At 56.8% G+C, this 21,571-nt stretch carries 20 protein-coding genes and 1 pseudogene; 9 read left to right on the forward strand and 12 right to left on the reverse strand.

Going from position 1 to position 21,571, the window contains the following annotated elements; all coding sequences use genetic code 11:
• Positions 1-5: 5 nt before the first annotated feature.
• From BMX68_RS00930 to BMX68_RS00940, 3 genes are all read left to right on the forward strand, one after another.
• Entirely contained in the window at positions 6-2,330 is a 2,325-nt protein-coding gene (locus tag BMX68_RS00930) for a hypothetical protein (RefSeq protein WP_017130727.1), read from the forward strand.
• Positions 2,331-2,428: 98 nt separating this feature from the next.
• Complete coding sequence (locus BMX68_RS00935) at positions 2,429-3,385, forward strand: LysR family transcriptional regulator (protein ID WP_017130726.1); 957 nt, start codon at positions 2,429-2,431, stop codon at positions 3,383-3,385.
• Between the two features lie 105 nt (positions 3,386-3,490).
• On the forward strand, positions 3,491-4,486 hold the full coding sequence (locus tag BMX68_RS00940; protein WP_017130725.1) for a 2-hydroxyacid dehydrogenase: 996 nt from the start codon (positions 3,491-3,493) through the stop codon (positions 4,484-4,486).
• Between the two features lie 59 nt (positions 4,487-4,545).
• On the opposite strand, the gene BMX68_RS00945 is transcribed toward BMX68_RS00940, so the two are convergent.
• The 5 genes from BMX68_RS00945 to BMX68_RS00965 all read right to left on the reverse strand — a co-directional run bounded on the left by BMX68_RS00945 (position 4,546) and on the right by BMX68_RS00965 (position 9,617).
• On the reverse strand, positions 4,546-4,770 hold the full coding sequence (locus BMX68_RS00945) for a co-regulatory protein PtrA N-terminal domain-containing protein (protein WP_017130724.1): 225 nt from the start codon (positions 4,768-4,770) through the stop codon (positions 4,546-4,548).
• A gap of 365 nt (positions 4,771-5,135) precedes the next feature.
• A complete protein-coding gene (locus BMX68_RS00950) occupies positions 5,136-6,881 on the reverse strand; it encodes a phosphoethanolamine transferase CptA (RefSeq protein WP_017130723.1) in 1,746 nt (581 codons plus the stop codon).
• A 201-nt stretch (positions 6,882-7,082) separates the two neighbouring features.
• The gene (locus BMX68_RS00955) at positions 7,083-7,262 is read right to left on the reverse strand and encodes a DUF6026 family protein (protein WP_017130722.1); all 180 of its coding nucleotides are present in this window, start codon (positions 7,260-7,262) and stop codon (positions 7,083-7,085) included.
• A 171-nt stretch (positions 7,263-7,433) separates the two neighbouring features.
• The gene (gene dacB / locus BMX68_RS00960) at positions 7,434-8,954 is read right to left on the reverse strand and encodes a D-alanyl-D-alanine carboxypeptidase/D-alanyl-D-alanine endopeptidase (RefSeq protein ID WP_017130721.1); all 1,521 of its coding nucleotides are present in this window, start codon (positions 8,952-8,954) and stop codon (positions 7,434-7,436) included.
• A 249-nt stretch (positions 8,955-9,203) separates the two neighbouring features.
• Positions 9,204-9,617, reverse strand: coding sequence for an HPF/RaiA family ribosome-associated protein (locus tag BMX68_RS00965; RefSeq protein WP_017130720.1), 414 nt, complete (start codon positions 9,615-9,617; stop codon positions 9,204-9,206).
• 405 nt (positions 9,618-10,022) lie between these two features.
• On the opposite strand from BMX68_RS00965, the gene BMX68_RS00970 reads away from it, so the two are divergent.
• Positions 10,023-10,352 carry a DUF3509 domain-containing protein gene (locus BMX68_RS00970; protein ID WP_017130719.1) on the forward strand — a complete coding sequence of 110 codons (330 nt, stop codon included), beginning with the start codon at positions 10,023-10,025 and terminating at the stop codon, positions 10,350-10,352.
• A 109-nt stretch (positions 10,353-10,461) separates the two neighbouring features.
• Here BMX68_RS00970 and BMX68_RS00975 read toward each other — a convergent pair whose 3' ends face one another.
• Positions 10,462-10,899 (reverse strand): phosphate-starvation-inducible protein PsiE, encoded by a 438-nt coding sequence (locus BMX68_RS00975; protein WP_017130718.1) that lies wholly within the window; start codon positions 10,897-10,899, stop codon positions 10,462-10,464.
• Positions 10,900-11,375: 476 nt separating this feature from the next.
• Here BMX68_RS00975 and BMX68_RS00980 point away from each other — a divergent pair, with 476 nt between their 5' ends.
• Positions 11,376-11,645: a YebG family protein gene (locus BMX68_RS00980; RefSeq protein WP_017130716.1), complete on the forward strand. Its 270-nt coding sequence runs from the start codon at positions 11,376-11,378 to the stop codon at positions 11,643-11,645.
• A 55-nt stretch (positions 11,646-11,700) separates the two neighbouring features.
• Here the strand turns inward: BMX68_RS00980 and BMX68_RS00985 are convergent, their stop codons facing one another.
• Positions 11,701-12,720 carry a Leu/Phe/Val dehydrogenase gene (locus BMX68_RS00985; protein ID WP_026013042.1) on the reverse strand — a complete coding sequence of 340 codons (1,020 nt, stop codon included), beginning with the start codon at positions 12,718-12,720 and terminating at the stop codon, positions 11,701-11,703.
• A 194-nt stretch (positions 12,721-12,914) separates the two neighbouring features.
• Between BMX68_RS00985 and BMX68_RS00990 the strand changes: the two genes are divergently transcribed.
• Entirely contained in the window at positions 12,915-13,718 is an 804-nt protein-coding gene (locus tag BMX68_RS00990) for a SirB1 family protein (RefSeq protein WP_060782159.1), read from the forward strand.
• 437 nt (positions 13,719-14,155) lie between these two features.
• On the opposite strand, the gene BMX68_RS25050 is transcribed toward BMX68_RS00990, so the two are convergent.
• Both BMX68_RS25050 and BMX68_RS25800 read right to left on the reverse strand, forming a co-directional pair.
• Positions 14,156-14,653 carry a LasR-specific antiactivator QslA gene (locus tag BMX68_RS25050; RefSeq protein WP_017130713.1) on the reverse strand — a complete coding sequence of 166 codons (498 nt, stop codon included), beginning with the start codon at positions 14,651-14,653 and terminating at the stop codon, positions 14,156-14,158.
• On the reverse strand, positions 14,646-14,789 hold the full coding sequence (locus BMX68_RS25800) for a hypothetical protein (RefSeq protein ID WP_157214218.1): 144 nt from the start codon (positions 14,787-14,789) through the stop codon (positions 14,646-14,648). The genes BMX68_RS25050 and BMX68_RS25800 overlap by 8 nt, the downstream gene beginning before the upstream one ends.
• A gap of 798 nt (positions 14,790-15,587) precedes the next feature.
• On the opposite strand from BMX68_RS25800, the gene BMX68_RS01000 reads away from it, so the two are divergent.
• Both BMX68_RS01000 and BMX68_RS01005 read left to right on the forward strand, forming a co-directional pair.
• Entirely contained in the window at positions 15,588-16,187 is a 600-nt protein-coding gene (locus BMX68_RS01000; protein ID WP_017130711.1) for a helix-turn-helix transcriptional regulator, read from the forward strand.
• Positions 16,177-17,054 (forward strand): annotated as a pseudogene (locus BMX68_RS01005) (queuosine precursor transporter). Before BMX68_RS01000 ends, BMX68_RS01005 begins: the two are co-directional and overlap by 11 nt.
• Before the next feature lie 272 nt (positions 17,055-17,326).
• Here the strand turns inward: BMX68_RS01005 and maiA are convergent.
• From maiA to hmgA, 3 genes are read right to left on the reverse strand one after another with little or no spacing between them, the layout of a single operon-like run.
• Positions 17,327-17,965, reverse strand: coding sequence for a maleylacetoacetate isomerase (maiA, locus tag BMX68_RS01010; RefSeq protein WP_017130710.1), 639 nt, complete (start codon positions 17,963-17,965; stop codon positions 17,327-17,329).
• A gap of 12 nt (positions 17,966-17,977) precedes the next feature.
• Positions 17,978-19,282, reverse strand: coding sequence for a fumarylacetoacetase (fahA, locus tag BMX68_RS01015; RefSeq protein ID WP_017130709.1), 1,305 nt, complete (start codon positions 19,280-19,282; stop codon positions 17,978-17,980).
• A 3-nt stretch (positions 19,283-19,285) separates the two neighbouring features.
• Positions 19,286-20,584, reverse strand: coding sequence for a homogentisate 1,2-dioxygenase (hmgA, locus tag BMX68_RS01020; protein ID WP_017130708.1), 1,299 nt, complete (start codon positions 20,582-20,584; stop codon positions 19,286-19,288).
• A gap of 179 nt (positions 20,585-20,763) precedes the next feature.
• Here hmgA and BMX68_RS01025 point away from each other — a divergent pair, with 179 nt between their 5' ends.
• Complete coding sequence (locus BMX68_RS01025) at positions 20,764-21,558, forward strand: IclR family transcriptional regulator (protein WP_017130707.1); 795 nt, start codon at positions 20,764-20,766, stop codon at positions 21,556-21,558.
• Positions 21,559-21,571: the final 13 nt, after the last annotated feature.

Here is a 21,571-nt window from a genome sequence, read left to right on the forward strand (position 1 = left end):
CGCCCATGAGCACCCTTCATGCCGTCCATGCCCGCCCCACCTCATTGTTTCATCAGCCGGCCTCAGAACCGTGCTTGATCAGCTACAGGGAAAAAAACTCGATCTTCCATCAAGCGCCCGACTTGAGACCGGACGACACCTGCCTCGGCGATAACTTGCAAGGTCTCGACGCAGCGATCGCGCAGCGACCGGAAGATAGCGCTCAGCCCTTTGGGGCCGCGGTCGAGCGCATCATGCAGCATCTGCAGGACAGCCTCCCGCCCGAGCAACACCGGGCCCTCGAACCGTTGCAAAAGCTTCATCGGCAGGTCCTTTTATTGACCACCGGCCTCAACGACCCGCACAACCTCGGCAAAAAAGAATTGCAGGCCTGCTACCAGTACTTCAAAACCGCCCAGGGAGCCTTCGACAATCTGGCTTCCCAGACTGATGCCCAAAAGCCACAGGAGTACGAAGACCTGCGCGACCTGTGCAGAATGCTCAAATGGCAATTTCGGGCAAGCCGGGACAAACGAATCAAGACCGTCCTCGCGCAGGCCTTGGCCAAAAGCCGCGCTACGGTCGCCGAGGGTGGATTGTACAGTAGCCGGATCAAGCTCGGGCTGCCGATCGGTACCGGCACACCGCTGGGAGCCAATATCGTGCCCAGCATCGAGCTGTCGTCAAAATTGGAAACCACGCAGACTCGCATCCTCAAGGACACGTCCAGCACCTCTGCCGGGGTGGCGGCACGACTATCGCTGACCCATACCATATCGGCAGAGGCAGGTGTGAACGCAGAGTGGATCACCACCCGCAAGTACAGCAATATCGACAGCTATACCGATGCCAGGGCACTCTCCAAATGGACTTGGTGGAATGGCTCCAAGCGGGACATGCTCACCCAGAGCAGGACCTTGTTCTCCAGTTGCAACCACTATAAGAGAAATACCCGGCTGGCCGCCCAGAGTCTGCCGTACCTGGAAACAAAGTTGGCGGAGCGCGGCCTGGCTTCGCCGCGATTCGAGCCTCATATCCCCACCACCCAACCTATCCAGATCGAATACGGGCAGCGAGAGGCACTCGCGGCAAGCTCGCGGTTCGACGTCCTGGGTCTCGTCACAGCTTCGGCGGATGCAAAAGGCGATCTGCTGCGAACCACGAAAACCCAAGCACTGGATATCATCGGACTGTACGACTGGTCACCCATCAGAGCCAAGGAGCAACTCGGTAGTCCCCGCGAATACGACCCCGCTCTCACACCGGGCAAACTGATCGAAAACCTGCGCGAGCATATCAACGACAGCAGCCTGCAGTTGACCCGTGCGCAATTGAACAGAGAAAACGCCCAGGCGCTACATCAAATTGGTGAGAAACTTGACAGCCGATCCCGGCAATTGACCAGGGAATACATCTACTTCAAGACCCTTGGAACAATCGCCGATGGCTCGGACGAAGATAAAATCATCCGCCAATTGCTCGAAGCTCACGCGATCCTGTTGCGTCCCGAGATCCTGAAGTCGTATACGATAAAGGCCCACACCAAGACCCAGACCATTACTGTCGAATCGAAGCTCAAACTGGCCCCAGGCCTGAGCGCGCAAGCTGGCGTCAAAGTCAGCCGGTCGTCAGTCATCGACGATGATCCGCACTTGTCCGGCACTTATCTGGACATTACGCTCAACGCCCAGTTCGATACACGGGAAAACCTCCAGTACCTGATCTCCAATGGCCTGTCCAAGGCAGGCATTACCGATTTCGACCCCGCTCCGATTATTGGCCAGATCATCGGCACGATATTCTATCAATCCCACGGCGTCTCGGCGAGGTTCTCGCTGAAGATCAAGGAGGGTAAACCGGTGCTTTTGCTTAGCCAGCTATTCTTCACCCAAAAGGATGCATTCAACCAGACCCTCCCGACACTCAGTCCCGTGGCGGTTGAAGTAACCCTTGGCAGCGAGGTTGAGACGCTGCGCGAGGAACAGTTGGGTAGCCAGTCGTTGGACATGATCCTGCCGATTGCCCTGTCCAAACTGGCCAAGGGCGGAGATACCTCCTGGTGGGACCGCTATGTCGAAAAGCATGCGCAGGCTTTTGACGCCTTGCTCAACAATATTGCCGAGACGGACAAAGCTACGCTGATCAGCCGTGAACTGGCGGCGATCAAGGAGAAAATAACCTCCGGAAAAGAAGTGGTGGACCAACTGATCAGTGCAGCCCAGGCAGCCCGCGACCGGCCGGATACCACGACCATGCGCACGGCTCGGGAAGCCCTCAAAACTGTGTTGACCGCCTACATCGACGATTACTATGACGCCAACGTGAAGGCAGCCTGGCGCGTGACCTCATGAGCCGCCTGCCGTAAAGGCGGCGCAGGCGCGGCCCACGACAAACTGACATCACCCACTTACTTCATGTCACAATTTGCCATCGCCCCAGAGAACACCCCATGGACACTCTGCAAAACATGCGCGCCTTCAGTTGCGTGGCCGAGGCCGGGAGTTTCACCGCCGCCGCCGTTCAACTGGATACCACAACTGCCAATGTCTCGCGCGCGGTCTCCAGCCTGGAAGCTCACCTGCAAACCCGTCTACTCAACCGCACCACCCGCCGTATCGCCCTGACCGAGGCCGGCAAACGTTATCTGCTGCGCTGCGAGCAAATCCTCGCCTATGTCGAGGAAGCGGAAGCCGAAGCCAGTGATGCCCACGCACGGCCCGCCGGCTTGTTGAAAGTACACACCATGACCGGGCTCGGTCAGCATTTCGTGATCGACGCCATCGCCCGTTATCGCAAGACCCACCCCGACGTAACCTTTGACCTGACCCTGGCCAACCGTGTGCCGGACCTGCTGGACGAAGGCTACGATGTGTCCATCGTGCTCGCCAAGGACTTGCCGAATTCGGGCTTTGTCTCCCAGCGGTTGGGCATCACCTACAGCATCGTCTGTGCTTCGCCCGACTATGTGAAGGCCAATGGCTGCGCGCGCAAGCCCAGCGAGCTGCTCAACCACGCCTGCCTGCGCCTGGTCAGTCCGGTGACTGCCCTGGACAACTGGATCTTCAACGGCCCCGATGGTCAGGAAGCGGTGACTCTGTCCAGTTCGCCGTTCCTGGTCAACTCGGCCGACGCAATGAAAACCGCGATCACCAGCGGCATGGGGGTAGGTGTGCTGCCGGTGTACGCCGCCATCGAGGGCCTGCGCAACGGCAGCCTGGTGCGCATGATGCCCAGCTACCGCTCCCAGGAACTGAACCTGTACGCGATCTACCCGTCGCGCCAGTATCTGGATGCCAAGATCAAGACCTGGGTCGAACACTTACATAGCTCTCTGCCGGAGATCCTCGCAGCCCACCAGGCCGAGTTGACGGCCTATGAAATGGGACAAGTCCCCCTCGCGACCTGACTGTGGCGAGCGAGCTTGAGATCGCTCTCGACGCAGAGTCCACCGCACAAATTCGGCAAAAAATGATAGCGTGCTAGCTATTCCCGTCGTTCGATGAGCTTTACGATGAAAAAAACCGTACTCGCCTTCAGCCGCGTCACCCCAGCCATGGTTGAGCAACTGCGCCAGGACTTCGAGGTGATCGTTCCCAATCCCAAGCTCGGTGATCTCAATGCCCAGTTCGCCGAAGCCCTGCCTCACAGCCACGGGCTGATCGGTGTGGGCCGTAAACTGGGGCCGGCCCAGTTGGAAAACGCCGGCAAGCTGGAAGTGGTCTCCAGTGTGTCGGTCGGCTACGACAACTATGATGTGGCCTACCTCAGCGAGCGCCGGATCATGCTCACCAATACCCCTGACGTGCTGACCGAAAGTACCGCCGACCTGGCCTTCACCCTGATCATGAGCTGCGCTCGTCGGGCTGCCGAACTGGATGCCTGGACCAAGGCCGGCCAATGGAAAGCCACGGTCGGCCCGGAGCTGTTTGGCACCGATGTGCATGGCAAGATCCTGGGCATCGTCGGCCTGGGCAATATCGGCGCCGCCATCGCCCGCCGCGGTCGCCTCGGCTTCGACATGCCGGTTCTCTACAGCGGCAACAGCCGCAAGCCGCAGCTCGAACAGCAGTTGGGCGCGCAGTTTCGCAGCCTTGAGGCCCTGCTGGCCGAAGCCGACTTCGTGGTGCTGGTGGTGCCCTTGAGCGATAAGACCCACCACCTGATCGGCCAGCGCGAACTGGGCCTGATGAAGCCCGGCGCAATTCTAGTGAACATTTCCCGTGGCCCGGTGGTGGACGAGCCGGCGCTGACTCAGGCACTGCAAGCGGGCACACTTCGCGGTGCCGGGCTCGACGTCTACGAGAAGGAACCACTGGCTGAATCGCCGTTGTTCCATCTGAAGAACGTCGTGACCCTGCCGCATATCGGTTCGGCCACCCATGAGACCCGTGAGGCCATGGCCAATCGGGCCTTGTCCAATTTGCGCAGTGCCCTGCTCGGCGAGCGGCCACGCGATCTGGTCAATCCACAGGTGTGGCAGGATCGGCTATCCGAAGGTCGGTCCTGATCCGCCGCCAGCCGTAGCTGGGTGCTTCGGTCCGCTCCGGACCTCGATGTCCGTCCGACTCAGGTCTCGGGGCGCTGCTTGGCGTCCTTCGACTCAGTTGAAGAAGCGTCGATCTTTTGCGCCTGCGCCGTCAGGGTCTTCTGCTGAGCCTCTTCCCGAGCGGCCTGCTGGCTCAATTGGAAGTTTTGCCAACGCTCGATGACGCGGTCGGAACCGCCTTCGGCCAGTGCGGCGAATGAACTAACGGATAATAAACCGGCAATAATCAATGTAGACAGTTTCATGGACTTGTTCTCCAAGTATGCAAAAAAGAGAGCCGTCTCAGCGGGCTGATAATTTAGAAGTACTATCGAACACTTGTATTAAGTCGCGATTAACAACATGCAGTGCTGATGAGGTGTTTTCAGAGCGGCAGGCTGGAGCCCGCTCCTGGCGCCATTAGTGGCTGAAAGCAGGCGACAGGCGGTGTGATTTTCTTGGAGGGAGGAAGAAATGATGCAACGAAAACAATCAGAAGATTTAAATTAAACTATTTTCCTTCAACACATAATGCTGCGTTAATAATAACGACAATTTTAATGTCAGGATTGCTTTCCATACAGTTCTCGCGGGCCGGCTCTCATGGTGGACATGAGAACCGGCCCAGGGATTACTTCTTGGCGATCTCGGCAGGTGCCGAGGCGGTCTTGGGCTTGATCAGGCTGAAATCGATCAGGGCCTTCTGTGGGCGGGCATAGGGATCACCGATCAGCAATGGGCGGACCTTGAACTGATCGCTGACCACGCTCTTGCTCAGATCCTGCTCATCGAAACTCAGTCCGGCCAGGTCGGTCCAGGTGTGAATCAGGTTGGAACTGCTGTAGGGCCGATTCACGTCCGAAGCGAAGTTCCAGTCATGGGTTTCGCGCCATTTCGGCGATGCCCAGGCGATAAACGGAATAGTGTACATCGGCGCGGTCGGCTTGCCCTCGTTACGCCCGAGGGTGGCATGGCCGGCGGAGTCAAACACGTCTTCGCCGTGATCCGACAGGTACAGCAAAAAGCCGTTGGGGTCGGTCTTAGCGTAATCCTTGATCAGGCTGGACACCACGAAGTCGTTGTACAGCACGGCGTTATCGTAACTGTTGTAGGTGGGTACCTGATCATCGCTCAGGCCCGCGGGAACACCGGTGCGGTCGGTGAACTTGTCGAAGCTCGATGGATAACGGTACTGGTAGCTCATGTGCGTGCCCAACAGGTGAATCACAATCAGCTTACGTGGCGCGCTGTCCGCCAGGGCCTGGTTGAACGGCTCCAGCACATCGCCGTCGTATTGCCGGGCATTCTGATTGCGATTGTTGTTGAGGTACACCCGTTCGTCGGCCTGCTCGGAGAAGGTCGTGAGCATGGTGTTGCGTTTGGTCAAGGTCTGTTGGTTGGTAATCCACCAGGTCTTGTAGCCCGCCTGCTTCATCACGCTGACCAGCGATGGCGTCTTGAGGTACAGATCGGGATTTTCTTCGTCGGCGAACGTCAAGACCTGTTGCAAGGCTTCGATGGTGTAGGGTCGGGGCGTGACGACATTGTCGAAGATCGCCAGTTGCTCCTTGAGCTTGTCCAAGTTCGGCGTGGTTTCCCGAGGATAGCCATAGAGACTCATGCGCTGGCGATTGGTCGACTCGCCGATGACCAGCACCAGGGTGGCTGGCAGCCCGGCCTGGCTGTCCTTGAGATTATGCAGCGGCGGGATCTTGCTGACGTCGTCGAGCATGCCCTGCATATTGTCCAGTTGTTCGCGATAGCGGCGGTAGGCCACTAGCATTTGCCAGGGCACCGCCGGCTCGACGCGAGCTTCGAAACGCTCCAGGCCATCGGCCAGGGTCGCACTGCGGTTGATCTGGGTGAACAGCGGATAACCGAGCACTGCGACCAGAATCGCCGTCGCCGCGACCATGGCCTGCCGGCGTGGCAGATGGACCGGGCGCAAACGGGTCCACAGGAAGATCGCCACGGCGGTATGAGCGATAAACGCCAGCACGATCCACCACCGGAAATACTGGGTCATGTACTCGCCGGCTTCAGAGATGTTCGACTCGAACATGATGAAGATGACGCTTTGCGAAAACTCCTGCTGGTAGATGAAGAAGTAGCCCAGGCTCGCCATGGAACAGGCCCATAGCACCAGGCCGATCACGGCACTGAGCAGACGGGTCTTTTTTGGAAACAGCAGCATCGGCGCCAACCAGATGGCGCTCATGAAGAACGCTTGGCGAAACCCTGCAAAACCGGAAGTGCCGGTCAACTGGATGAGCAGTTGGGTGATACCCGAGAAGTACCAGAAGAACAGGAACAGCCAGCCGAATCCAGCCCAATCAAAACCTTGCGCAGACTTTGGGCTGCGTTTGAACATCACCATAGAACACCCCAACCACTCGCTATCTGAATCGTGACGCCGATAAAAAAGCGCTCGCGAAAACCGGTCGTGCGACTGACGCACGACTAAACGGGTTGAAGTATCGATAGATGCATGTGAAAAGTTCGTGAGTCGGAAGCATTCACCCCCGACCCCGATACAGAATACGCAGCGCCAGACACGCTGCCGACGGGCGTCAGTCGATCACTGGCTCAGCTGTGGCACCGGGACTTGAGCCGCCAGCGATTGCGTGCGAAGCGCTTCACGCAACTGAGCCACCTGTTGTTGCAGGGCTTCGCGTTCGTCTTTCAATTGCCGCAGCTCATCACGACGGATCGTGACATACAGGGTTTGGGGAGGACGTACTGCCGATACCATACCCATTGCTCACCTCGCGAAGGGTCTGTTGCGCGGGAGTCCGCGTCGCTGGAGCGCAGCGCACGGCTCATTCAGAGTAATTTTGGGTTCTTTTTCCGTGCTTGGGAACTTTTTTATTTTTTGTTGTCGATGTGTCCCCCACGCTCCGCCGAGCGTAAGGCTCCTCGATGACCGGACTCAATCGCCCTTGTTGGCCAGGGACTCGACGATTGAGTTCTCCAGCGCCTTGATCTGCCGCCCCGCCACCTCATAGTTGTTCGTCAGCAGGGCGAACACCAGTAACCGCCCGTCGCGGTCGGTAACGTAGCCAGCCAGCGACGACACGCCACGCAGGCTGCCGGTCTTGGCGTGCACGTTGTTGGCCGCCGCCGTCCCGCGCAGACGCTTGCGCAGGGTGCCACCGATCATCCGCTCCGGATTGCCAGCCACCGGCAACGCGGCGTACCAGGCCTGGAACCAGGGTTGGGTTCGCACCGCTAGTAGCAGATCGCCGAGAGTCTGTGCGGAAATCTGGTTACTGCGCGACAAACCGGAGCCGTCGACCTGTTGCAAACCCGTTGGCGATATACCGTGGCGTCGTAGGAAGCCGTTCACCGCCGCCGCACCTGCCGTCGCGGTGCCGGCATTGGCGGTCTTGCGTCCCATCGACTTGAGCAAGATTTCCGCCATATTATTGTTCGACAACTTCAGCAACGGCGCCATCAAGTCCGCCAACACTGGCGACTGATGTTCGATCAGCGACCGAGCCATGGCCGGCGTGGCCACCCCCAGCACGCTGGCGCCTTCGACCACAATACCTTCGCGAACGAGAGCGCTACGGAACAGATCGGCGACCAGTCCGGTCGGTTCCCAGACACTGACCTGGGCGACGCGCCGGGCGCCCTTGGGCAGCGCCCCATCAATGCGCAATAGGTTGCCACCATAACCGCGGCTGACCAGCAGTGGACCGGCACGCCCGGTGGTAGCGCGGTTGATCAGCGTCATGTAGCGATTATCGGGCGTGAAGCTGACACGCGGCGGTTGGCGCACACCAGCGGAGCTCACGTTGACCAGGATCGAACCGGCATCGAAGTCGTCATTAGGCGATACGCTCAGCGCGGAAATCTGCGCGGAAAAATACTGCTGCTCATCGGCACGCTCCCAATCGAGCCCGAGCCGTTCACGGTCGAAAGCCGTGTCATCGAGGATCAGCCGACCACGAACCCGCGTAATGCCCTGGCGTGCCAACTCGGCTGCGAGGGCCTGGTAGTCTTCCTGACGCATCGTCGGATCGCCCGTACCGCGCAGATACAGATCACCGACCAACAGACCACCCTGGCGCGTTCCGGTGGTCAGCACGCTGGTGGCGAAGCGGTAGTTGGCGCCGAGCACCTCCATTGCCGCCGCAGTAGTCACCAGCTTCAGGCTGGAGGCCGGAACCAACCGGGTTTGCGCGTTGTATTCACAGACCAGTTTGCCGCCGTCCGCCTCGCGTACTACCAGCGAGGTCAGCGCTCCCTGCATGACCGGGCTACGCAACCTGCTGTCGAGACTGGCGCAAAAGTTCGAGCGGGGCAGCGGCAAAGGCAACTGCGCCGCTTGCAGGATCACCGTGCGTTTCGGCTCCGGCGCTTTCGGGGGGTGACTGGAGCAGGCACTCAGCAGCACCAGCACAGCCGTCGCTCCCCTCTTGCCGATGCAGCCTTGGAGCCACTTCATCGTCTGCCTCAACTTCAATCGACACACAGAAGAGCCGCACCGAAAGCGCGGCCCACCACTCAGGAGGCACGTAAGGACAAGGCACTTATCGAGTCAACGTGCTGAATTATGCGGTAACACTATCCAGGGAATCCACGGGGGATTGACCCGCTTTTCTGAGACGGGACCGTGGGTGTTCAGGTTGTTCGTGGATGGGCGCAAAAGAAACGGGCCTGCAATGCAGACCCGTGGTTCCTTCAGCGTCGACGATCAGCCATTGGCGGCCAGGCGCACGCGCTCCTTTTCTTCAAATTCCTCTTCCAGCAGAGCGTCTTCCAGATCGCGACGCTCGCCGTTGACTAGCGTCGCGCGTTTAGCTTGCAGCTTGCCAAACAGATGTTCCAGCGCACGTTCCAGCTTGATGGCCGCCCCATCGATCGCTTGCTCCAGCGTATCGGCTTTATGGGTGACCGAAATCGGTTGATGGTTTTTTGGCCGCGCCTCTATCTGGCAGCGCATATCATGCGGACCCGGCTTGTCGCCGTTCTCGTCCTTCAGGTGAATTTCGACCCGTGTCAGATCTTGCTCATAACGTTCGAGTGCGCTCTCAATCGTTGTGCGGACCCACTCCTTCAGTCGAAGGCTGCCTTGAATATGGTTATCACTATTGACTTGGATTTGCATAGTTATTCCCTTATTTCAGCTAGCTCGCAAGAGGCTCGCTACACCGCTGGAAAGCGGTGCAAAAACGTAACCTCTCACTGACAGAGTTGGGCAGCTGAAAAAACAATTCAAGCCTTTTTGAAAGATAATTTTTTCCGACGAAAAAAGCCGGACAAGCCGCAAAAGCACTGGTAAGGTCGGGAGTTGGGTCGGGGTGCTTTGTTGTCATTTTTTGATACAAGCTCACTGAAAAAGCGAGTGGAAGGACTCTTTCCGAGCAGAATCGATCGACGCCAACCTCGACATTGTCGAGGTCCTGTCCTGCATGCGGACAGGGCAGTCAACCTGCCGGTGGTCCGCAATGACGAACTAATCCGGGTGCCGAGCAGTCAATGACTGCGTGTTTCGATCAGAGCGGTGAAGACCATGGACAATCCCTTTCAGTTGATCAACGACGCCTTCCAGCCCGAATACCGGGTCAATCTGAGCCTGCAACGCCTGGATGGCAGCATCATGCTCACCCTGTCAAACGCAGACGGGGTCGTTGCCAAACGGATGATCAGCGCCGAGCAACGCAACGACCGGCGGCGCCTGCAGCGTCTGATCCAGAGCGTGCAGTTCGGCATCGCCATCGAGCAGGGTCACAGCGCACGGGATATCCTCACCGCGATGACCGACAGCAACAACCTCAAGGTGCTGGCCCGGCCAACCAACGTCGCTGGACCGCGCAGCGGCTACCTGAGCAATGGTCTCTAAGGCAGCAACCCTCTATTGTCGGGCGCCGGGACAGCCTAGAGCATATTCTTCTCCACGGTATTTGCCGGGCAATATAAACACGGTGGCTGGTTGCGGGAGCGTTCTGCTCTTACTCTGGTTTTTCTTTGACAGAAGGATATTTTGAGGAAGAGTACCTTACGACGAGAATCGAGAATGCCAACAACAGTACTCCGCCACACACATAGACGATCCCCATATCAGGCGCCTTATGATGTGACACATCACTAATCAACAAACGAATCAATGCCGTAACGCCGATGTACAGCAAAAAACGCAGAGGCATATGATTAGTTTTAAAATAGATCCCGACCATCGCGCCTAATTCAAGGTAAATGAACAACAGCAAAATATCGTCCACGGCAATGTATTCTTGCCCGAGCATTGCGATGAATGCTCTTATAGCTGCAAAGGCGGTGATAGCCCCAATGCCAAACAAAGCCAGGTAGTGAAACCCTTCTACGGCAAGGTTGCCCAAGCTGTTAGCTTCGCCGTGAAGCCTTACTCGCATACGATCTACCCATTTCATAGCATTCTCCCCTACTCCGTCGAATCGACTGAAAATTGTTCATAACCGGCTACGACACCCACACACCGCCCCCATGATGACGCGACAACAGGTCGCCCTGGGATTCGACCAACGGCTGCACGTTTTGCCGCAGACTCTCGGTCCGCTTGGTTTTCACGGTACAGGTCCTCAGCTCGATCGGATGATGCGGGTAGAAGGTGACTGTTTCAATGTCTATGGCCGCATCCAAATATGAGCAAAAAAGAGACCAGGAACCAGGATGAAAGGGGCAGCCTGTGTTTCAAGGCACGTCGATGTGCCACGGGAGCGGAGCTCGCCCACGAAGCAGCCAATCCAGCGCTGCCCCTGACAAACCCTGAAACCCTGCTACGTTAAAAAGCCACTACCCAAACCCTGGGGATTCGCTTATCCTTTATGCTGTATATAAATACAGTAATCGCAAAGACAATTTATCGTGAAGGCATATGAGGTGGTAAATGGCCGTCGAAGTGGTATACCGCAGCAGCCGAGATCTGGAGCGCTTGTTCATGGATAAAGCCGAAGCTGATCGTCATGACAAGATGCTCGAACTGGCCGAGTTGCTGGCTGAAGTCCTGCAAAAAGCCGTGCCCTCGCTGAGCGAGCAACAGGTGGAAGAAGTCGGTATCTACATGGCGAAGAACCGCGATGTGTTTGCCAAGGCCTTCAAGAGCCAGCCAGATGCCCTCGCCGAGCTGCTTTCGGCTCCGGTCGAAAGCCAAGCGTGAAGCCTTGTACAAGAAGGCCCCCGGCTTCAAATCCAGGGCCTTTGCCATGAATACCTCAGCGGTACAGCAGTCGCTCCGCGAGCGCGTCCGCTACCCGCGCCGGCGAGCGCTTTTCCGCCTGTGCATGGGCAAAGACTTCGGTCAGGCGCATGCCGATCCGCGATAGGTGCGCCGTGATATTCGCCAGCTCCTCGCCCCGATGCTTGAGCGCCACGTAGATCAGGCCGCCGGAGTTGATCACATAGTCCGGCGCATAGAGGATCCCACGCTTTTCCAGTTGATCGGCGACGCTCAAGCTGGTCAGCTGGGTGTTGGCGGAACCCGCGACCGCCGCGCAACGCAGTTGCATCACGCTCTGGCTAGTCAGGACATTGCCCAGGCCGCAAGGGGCAAAGATGTCGCAAGGCGTACTGATCAACGCCTCGCTGATCACCGGGTGTGCGCCGAACTGCGCCATCGCCAGTTGCACTTTGCCCTGGTCATTGTCACTGACCAGCAGTTCCGCCCCCGCCGCGTGCAACTGCTCGGCCAGGGCATAACCTACATTGCCCAGTCCCTGGACCGCCACCCGCAGACCTTCGAGATTGTCGCTGCCCAGACGCGCCATGGCAGTGGCGCGAATGCCGGCGAACACGCCCATGGCCGCATGGGGTGACGGATCGCCGGCGCTGGTGGTGCTGGTGACATGCTGGGTGCACTGGGCGATGCAATCCATGTCCGCCGTCGAGGTGCCGCTATCGACCGCTGTGATATAGCGACCGTCGAGCTGTTCGATACAGCGCCCGAACGCCTCGAACAAGGCCGCCCGGCTTTCGACATGGGGTGGCCGGATGATCACCGCCTTGCCGCCGCCCACCGGCAGCCCGGCGAGAGCGGCCTTGTAGCTCATGCCCTGAGCCAGACGAATGGCATCGATCATGGCCGTTTCATCATCAGGATAGGCAAGGTAACGACAACCGCCCAGGGCAGGTCCCAGGCGACGGTTATGGATGGCAATCACCGCCTTCAACCCAGTCACCGGGTCGACGCTGAGGTGCAGCGATTCAAGGCGAGTGCTTTGCATAAGAGCAAACATCGAATAGCCCCCTGATCACTTCTTGTACAGCAAGTCTCGTACAGCGATTATAGGCTTCATCGCAGAGAATGCCCAAGTACTGAGGAATAAGCCGATGCCCGCTGCAAGCTTTATGACATAACTCATCCGGGCTCCGAAGGCACTGGACGAAACCTCGCCACAGGACTAAAACAGAGCATCTGCCGGAGATTTCGATGACCCCCCGTCAAGCCTTCTTTGCCTGCCTGGACCGCACTCCGCCCGCCATGTTCGAAGCCGCGCTGTGGCTGGCCGCCGAGCATGATCCGGATGCACGACCCGACAGCCTGTTGCGAGACTTCAAGGACTTGCAGCAGCGGGTCAGCGCAGGCTTACCGATGCTGCCGGTCAGCGAACTGGCGCAGCCGCTGCTGTGCCACCTCAACGACCTGGGTTTCCAGCAGGATGAGTTCACCCCGTTGCGCCCTCATGCGGCGCTGCTCGATAAGGTCTTGCAACGCAAGCGTGGGCAGCCGCTGGTACTGGCGCTGATTGCCCTGGAGTTGGCCCGTGGCCTGGAAATCCCGCTGGAAGGGGTGAACTTCCCCGGACACTTCCTGCTGCGAGTGCCGGGAGCCGACCACTTGCTCGACCCGTGTGGCGGTCGCCGCCTCTACCCCAACGATTGCCGCGAACTGCTTAGCCGCCAATACGGCCCAGGCATGCTTTTGCACGCCGAGCATATGCAAACCGCCACGCCGATACAGATGCTCCAGCGCCTGTCGCGTAACCTGCGGCAATTGCATCTGGCCAACGATGATTTCCTCGCCGGGCTGAGGGATGCCGAACGGGTCCTGGAACTGGGCCAGGGCAACGCCGGCGACTACTTGGCTCGCGCCAGCCTGTACCAGAAGCTGGAATGCCCGAGGGCCGAACGTTACGACCTGGAGCGGGCCCTGCTACTTAGCGACGACCCCCTCCAGCAGCTACGCCTGACGGAGCGGCTGGGGCAGTTGCCACCCAATACGGTGGTGCATTAGCTCAGATGAAACCTTACGCCAGCCCCTTCTGCTTGAAGCAACCATGATCTCAGTAGCACCTGGACGTTCATTTTTCTCGTAGGTCCTTTATCGCTCATCGACTCGTCAGTTTCCCGCGACACCCGGCGATAATGTTCTCTGATGACTCCCCCGTCACATTCGTGCCCGCCGTTGGCATAGTCATGCACTATTTGAGTCTTTATTTCCGGGGGCAAATCCTTATAACTTTTTTCCAAAAATCAATCCAGAACAAACTGGCACAACAACACTCGCTTCGGTCTTTATAAAAAAGCAAACAGCAGGCTTGCGGCGCTATTGATACGGACTACAAAAATTCATTCGCTGGCTGGCCGCCAAGACTCGCCTATAAACCTCTCCTGATTCACCATGCAATCAGCCGCCCAGGTCCAGGTAATGAGAACAATTGTGCCTCGCCGTCAGGCAGTTGATTTTCGCAACTGTTGGTACCGCGCTCTAATCAGATGTTGCTGCAAATGCCGTAGAAAGCCGATTTCGAAGGCATCGCGTTGATCACCTTCCGGGTAGTCGCGACGAGCCTGGGCCAACTGCCCCCATAAAGGATGGGTGGTTCGCCGATCCAGCCAGAGGTTGGCGCAGCGTGCGCCACTGGCAATTTCCTGAGCAAATTGTTCGTCCCTGAGGGGAAGCGGTGAATCATTGATACTCCCGTTGGCACTGGTGGAGGGCGCACAGGCACACGACAAGATATGCTGTTGTCGCAGGATCGCCATGTCGTATAGAGCGATGGCATCCTTGATCAGCTTATTGGCCAGCGCCTGTTGTTGATCGCCCTGAAAAGTGAGCGTGTGGACACCGTCGAGAAAGAGACAGGCGATATTGCGCAAATGATCGACCGCTTCGCTGGAGTTCAGGAGGTGCGCGGGCAGGCAGCAGAGCAATGAGCGCTCAATCATGAAAAGGGTGTCCATCATTGATGTGCGCTAAATGGGTTTGAAACAGATCGTGATGTGCCTTTTGACTACCGGCCTCGAATATGAGCAGCAGGTGATCGGTAAAATTTCTGTCATTTGGATTAACGTTGTTGCTCACTCCATTAGCTCCTATGCAAAAGCATATCAGCAAGCTCCTTGAGCCGCTCCGCCGCAGATGTTCCTTCCGAAAGACTCCTTCGGTTCTCAGTCGAAACGACATGGTGATTAGTGCCTAAAAATTTCCCCTCAAAAAATGTGACACTCACTCATAGATAGCTCGCATGTAATACAATCGCCCGTTCGACAGTAGGGAATGCGGTGTGCGAGGCGGCCCTCAAATAGACCATAGAATTTTCGGGGACAGTATCCATAAAACCAATCAAAAAATTAAGCACTTTTGTAATTAAATGCTTATTTTTTAAAGTATCGGAATTTAACACACTGTGCATGCAGTGCGTGCACACGAATTTCTGTAGGAATTTTACATGACAAAAAAAAATCACCGACAACAATTTATGATTGTGCTGGGAATAGTAAAAAGTACTAATTTGATATACTCAAAGAGACTCAGAACAAAGACGAGCCATTCCAAACGCATACAAAAATCTTGACGGCCAGCAGAGTAAGGCGCGTTACAAAATAAATTAAAAACTCTCACTTCGATGAAGCCATCAGCATGGACAACAAAGTACATTTTATATTATTTTTATATAAATTTTTATGCTGGACTGCTAGCTATTTCCATCCGGCACTTCGACAAGCGCACATGATTGACTGCAGATGCGTAGCTAAAATATTGAACATACACGCTCTCCTGAATAGTTAACCAGCCTGATTATTTTCGTCGTATTGCTGAAGCTTATTCATGGAGCACATAGAAATATAGTCTCTGTTATAGGCAGGTGGTAAGTATTGTATGCACAAGAAGGAAAAAACCGAACATTTGAGAAGCAACATCAAGTATTTGATAAAAAGCCGTGGGGAAACGCAGCTATCTCTATGCAATGCCAGCGGCTTGACCAGGACTACCATATATAACATCCTGGAAGGCAGAGTGATCAATGTACAGCATTCAACAATTCGCAAAATCTCCGATTTTTTTGGTGTTTTTTATCAGGAAATAGAGACTATTGACTTCGAAGTGAAAGAAACCATAGAAAACAGCGTTTCCCTGGACGGAAACATGAATCCAGCAGCTGTCCCTATCATTCAGGAAGCCTTTATTTTGCAGAGCCTGAATAAAAGAGTTGGAGAGTTGGTAACGAATCATCCCTTGACTTATTATTTTGGCGTGTCATGCAACTTGATCGGTGTATTGCTGGAAAATGAAATCACGGGATTTAATGAGCCGGGAGATTTGTTGATTGTAAAAAGGGGGATTTCCAATGTCCATGCTGAAAAATTGGTGTACGACAAAATAATTAAAAAATTATTTGTGACAAACAAGAAAAATATTGATCTGGAGCGGTTCTGTGTTATAGGCGATCTAATAGACGAGAGACTCAATGGTCACTGATGTGGAAAGTATCAAAAGCGTCAAATACAAACTATTAGGATTTGAGAGTTGTAGGCGCTTTGCAGTCATCATGATTATTTCCACGGGAAAGGTCATTAAAATAAAAATGAGCGAGTTACTTAAAAGTGAAACAATAGACAACCCAAGTAAATCGGAGATAAAAAACATATATAGGAGATTTTATTCCAGCGAAAAAATATCGACAGTATATGAGGTGAATGACCACCATGAAACCTCATGGATGATCTATACCGCGCTGAATCTACTGCTATTCACGCTTTATATTTTTACCAATCTTGCCGCGACCAAGCCCATTTATGTGGAGCGGCTCGACATCATTGTCACTCCGGGTATTTTTCTCTATCCCCTGACTTTTTTAATTGTTGATTTATTGAATGAGTCATACGGGCTTAAGCTCGCAAGAAGAGCTATATTACTTGCTTTTGCAGGTAATGCCCTTATCATACTTTTGCTGAGTGCCTCTACCTATCTTCCGGGATTACCCGGCTGGAAACTTGACTCTCCATATAACGAAATCATTACTCATGTGCCTCTGTGCTTTTGGCATCTTCTGTCTCGTTTCTATTTTCTGAATATGTCAATTCGTATCTGCTATGTAAAATTAAGGAGCTGACAAATTCAAGATTCTTGTTTTTGCGAGTATTTTTAAGCACTTTGTTTGCCGTGATAATAGATAGCATTCTTTTTTGCTATATCGCTTTTTACGGCAGTATGCAAAACAGCGACATAGTCAGCATGATTTACGTACAGGTAATCATAAAAATATTTTTCGCTTTTTTTAATATATTACCTGCCTATGGCGCAAGGTCACTATTTAAAAAATACGCACCCAAAAATCAAGTGTGACGATTAAAAATTTATTGCTGAAAAAAATGCTCTTCCAACAATGCGGTCAGAGACTGGGGGCGCCGCAATTGACTAGGTTCTGTACGAAATGTTTTCGAGCGAAGGGGCCAGGCAAGGCGAAAGCAAACGAACAAGCGCAGTTGACGGGTGGTCAATGAGCATTGCGAATCGGCTTTCAACGCCATATGGGCGAGCACAGATACATTTCCTACAGAGCCTAACAGAACTACCTAGAGCAAGCCTGCTCCAGCAAAGGCCCAGAGTGTCGCTTATCAGGCCGGAGTATCCGGCTGGTTGGCCGGGTGGGCTTGGATAAATGCAGCGTGCTGGTGCGCCAACGCGGCAACCCGACAAATGCGCGGATACACCTCCAGGGAAATCTTGAAGCGTTCGGCGGCATATAATTGAGGAAGCAGATAGACGTCGGCCAAGCCCGGCTCGTCGCCAAAACAATAACCGACGTCGCCGATCAGTTGCTCGACGACGGCCAACCCCTGACTGATCCAATGCCCGATCCACGCCTGCACCCGCTCCTCATCGTGCCCCCATTGGCGTAGCAGGTTGAGGACACTGACATTGTGCAACGGATGGATATCGCAGCCGATCAAGGCCGCCACGGCCCGTTCACGGGCTCGGGTCGACAGGTCGCGGGACAGCAGCGGCACCTGGGGATAACACTCCTCCAGGAATTCGATGATCGCCGAGGATTGAGTCAACACGTGACCGTCATCGATGCGTAGCGCCGGCACCCGTCCTTGCGGGTTGATCGTCAGGTACGCCGCCTGCCGGTGCTCGCCGCCGCCGGCGGCAATCAAGTTGACTGCCAGCGCCTGGTAATCCAGCCCCTTGAGGGCCAGCGCGATCCGCACGCGATAGGAGGAGGTCGAACGGTAATAGGTGTAAAGCTCCATGGTTCGCTCCTCTCAACGTGCCGGCAGAATCTTCCCGCGACATTCGCCAAAGCCAATGGAGGCGAAGCCTTCACGGTGGCAACGGGCCCGCAGGATGATTTCGTCACCCTCTTCGAGGAATCTGCGCATTTCGCCCGACGCCAGTTCCAGCGGTTTCTTACCGCCCTCGGTGATCTCCAGCAAGCTGCCGAACTGCCCGGCCTCGGGCCCCGACAAGGTACCCGAGCCGAACAGATCGCCAGCCTGCAACTGGCAACCGTTGACGCTGTGGTGCGCGATCATCTGGGCCACGGTCCAGTACATATGGCGAGTGTTGCTCAGGGTCAGGCGCTGGGGCGGCAGCTGCTGCTCGCGCATCGATTCGGTCAGTAGCAGCGCTTCCAGTTCGATATCGAAGGCGCCGGTTGCCTGGTCAAGTGGATCGGACAGGTACGACAGCAACGGTGGATCGCCCACCGGGCGTGGTGGTTGGGCCTGGCGAAAAGGTGCCAGGGCCTCGGCGGTGACCACCCAGGGCGAAATACTGGTGATAAAGCTCTTCGACAGGAATGGCCCCAGCGGCTGATATTCCCAAGCTTGCACGTCTCGCGCCGACCAGTCGTTGAGCAAGCAGAAACCGGCGACGTGATCCGCCGCGTCAGCAATGGCGATCGAGTCGCCCATGGCATTGCCCTGGCCGATCCAGATCCCCAGTTCCAATTCATAATCCAGGCGCGCACAGGGACCGAATACCGGCTCACTCTGTCCGGCCGGCAAAGTTTGACCCCATGGCCGCCGCACGTCGGTGCCGGATGGGCGAATGGTCGAGGCCCGGCCGTGATAACCGATCGGCAGGTACTTGTAGTTAGGCAATAGTGGGTTGTCGGGGCGAAACAGCTTGCCGACGTTCCGCGCGTGTTCAATGCCCACGTAGAAGTCGGTGTAGTCGTTGATCTTTGCCGGCAGGTGCATCACGCAGTCCGCTGCCAGCGCCAGCACATTCTTGCCCAGGGTTTCGACCTGGCCGCGCAGGCTGCTGCCTTCGCCCAGCAGGTCCATCAGACGCTCACGCAGGGCCACACGGGCAGCGCGACCGAGTGCAAAGAAGGCGTTCAACTGGCCACCCTGGCAGGCCTCGACCGCTGCCTTGGCGGCCCCGTCGAACAGGCCGGCTTCCAGGGCGGCCTGCAAGTCGAAGATATGCTCGCCGATCGCCACGCCGCTGCGCGGTGCCGATCCTGGGCGGCTGAAAACGCCCAGCGGCAGGTTCTGCAATGGGAAGTCGGTGTGCCCGTTGGCGGACGCAACCCAACTGCGTGTGAAGGTCGGTTGAGTCATGGGTTATCTCCGATCCGGATTGAAGGTGACGGGCAAGGTTGCCCAGCAAGCGTCGTAATGGTCCTGCAACTGCGGGCAGCCAAGGGCGAAGCGGCTTGGGCGCAACACTTGGCTGGTCTCGAACATGAAGGCCATGGTGTGGTCGATCTTGCTCGGCGCCAGGTAGGCGGCAATCGCCCGGGTGCAGGTTTCGCCATCCGGGCCATGAGCACTCATGCAGCTGTGCAGCGAGGCGCCACCTGGTAGAAAGCCTTCGGCCTTGGCGTCGTAGGTGCCCTGGATCAGGCCCATGAACTCGTTCATCAGGTTACGGTGGAACCAGGGCGGTCGGAAAGTGTTCTCCGCTACCATCCAGCGCGGCGGGAAGATCACGAAGTCGAGGTTGGCCTGGCCGTGGACACTGGAAGGTGAGGTCAGGACGGTGAAGATCGACGGATCCGGATGATCGAAGCTGACCGTACCCAGGGTATTGAAGCGCCTTAGATCGTATTTGTACGGCACGTTGTTGCCGTGCCAGGCGACTACGTTCAGCGGCGAATGATCGAGCTGGCAACCCCACAGCTCTCCAAGGAATTTCTGTACCAGGGTGGTCGCTTGCCTGAGGTCTTCGTAATGGGCCACCGGCGTGAGGAAGTCACGGGAATTGGCCAGGCCATTGCTGCCGATGGGCCCGAGCTCCGGCAGGCGCAGCGGCGCGCCGTGGTTTTCGGCGATATAGCCGCGGGCCTGCGGGTCGAGCAGTTCGACGCGAAATTTCAGCCCCCGTGGCAGCACGGCAATTTCCAGCGGTTCCAGTTCCAGAACGCCGAGCTCCGTGGTGATACGCAGGCGACCCAGTTCGGGCACCAGCAACAGTTCGCCGTCGGCATTGAAGAATACCCGCTGCATCGAACAGTTGGCACGGTAGCTGTAGAGGCTGACCCCGGTGGGCCTGTCCGCGTCTGAGTTGGCCGCCATGCTCACCAGCCCATCGATGAAATCAGTCGGCTCGGCGGGGATCTCCAGCGGGCTCCAGCGCAGGCGGTTGGGCGTCACGGCGCCTAGCGGACCACCGGCCAGTTGCCGGTCGAGCCGGGCGAACGCCTGGTGCTTGGCCGACGGCTGGATACGATACATCCAGGTCCGTCGAGTTTCGCCGCGGGCCATCGTGAAGGCCGTGCCGGAAAACAGTTCGGTGTAGAGCCCGTAGGGCGCTTTTTGCGGCGAGTTTTGGCCGACCGGCAAAGCACCGGACAACGTCTCGCTGCTAAATTCGTTGCCGAAGCCGGACTGATAGGCCAGCGCCGTGGCGTCGAGATTCATGGAACCTCCTGATGGAGTAAAGCGTTGCCTGCCTCGGTCATCGACAGACAGCAAGCTCGGCTTGTTTTTATTAGATCGAAATTATGTATTACGTAATTTGATTATGAAAAACGTAATTTGATTGACGATGCTCGTCAAGCTATAAAGACGCCCATTCGTCTTGAGATCACATTGCCTCCATGGAAAAGCCGCGCAGTACCCGCGACAGCAACGCTAAACAGAAAGTCCGCTCGGCCGAGGTCGGTACCGACATCCTCAAGGCCCTGGCCGAGCTGTCGCCCAGCACCTCGCTGTCGCGCCTGGCCGAGCGTGTGCAGATGCCGGCGAGCAAGGTCCATCGTTACCTGCAGGCGCTGATTGCCAGCGGCTTTGCCGAACAGAACGGGGCCACCAACCACTACGGTCTCGGCCGCGAGGCACTGCGGGTCGGCTTGGCGGCGCTGAATGGCATGGATGTGCTGCAGGTGGCCGCGCTCCCCCTGGCGGAGTTGCGCGACGACCTCAATGAAAGCTGTTTCCTCGCGGTCTGGGGCAACCACGGCGCGACCGTGGTGCATATCGAACCGGCCGTGCGTGCGGTGACAGTAGTGACGCAGTTAGGCTCAGTACTACCGTTGCTCAGCTCATCCACCGGACTGGTGTTCAACGCCTTTCTCCCGGATCGGGAGACCAGCGATTTGCGCGAGGCCGAGCTCAAGGCCGGCCACCCTCACCCCTTGGCCGATGCGCCGACCTACGCCATGACCTGCGAACAGATCCGCCGGCGCGGCCTGCATTTTGTCCACGGATTGTTGATGCCGGGGGTCGACGCATTGTCAGCACCGATATTCGATGCCGTGGGCAAGGTGGCGGCAGTATTGACTGTGGTCGGCCCGACCTCACTGTTCCAAGCCGATGAAGATGGCCCGGCGGCCAAGCGCCTGCTGGCGGCGAGCGAAGCCATCAGTTGGCGGATGGGGTATCAGAAGACCTGAATCGCCGGTCGCG

Origin of the sequence: Pseudomonas agarici, assembly GCF_900109755.1 — a bacterium.
Lineage (GTDB): Bacteria > Pseudomonadota > Gammaproteobacteria > Pseudomonadales > Pseudomonadaceae > Aquipseudomonas > Aquipseudomonas agarici.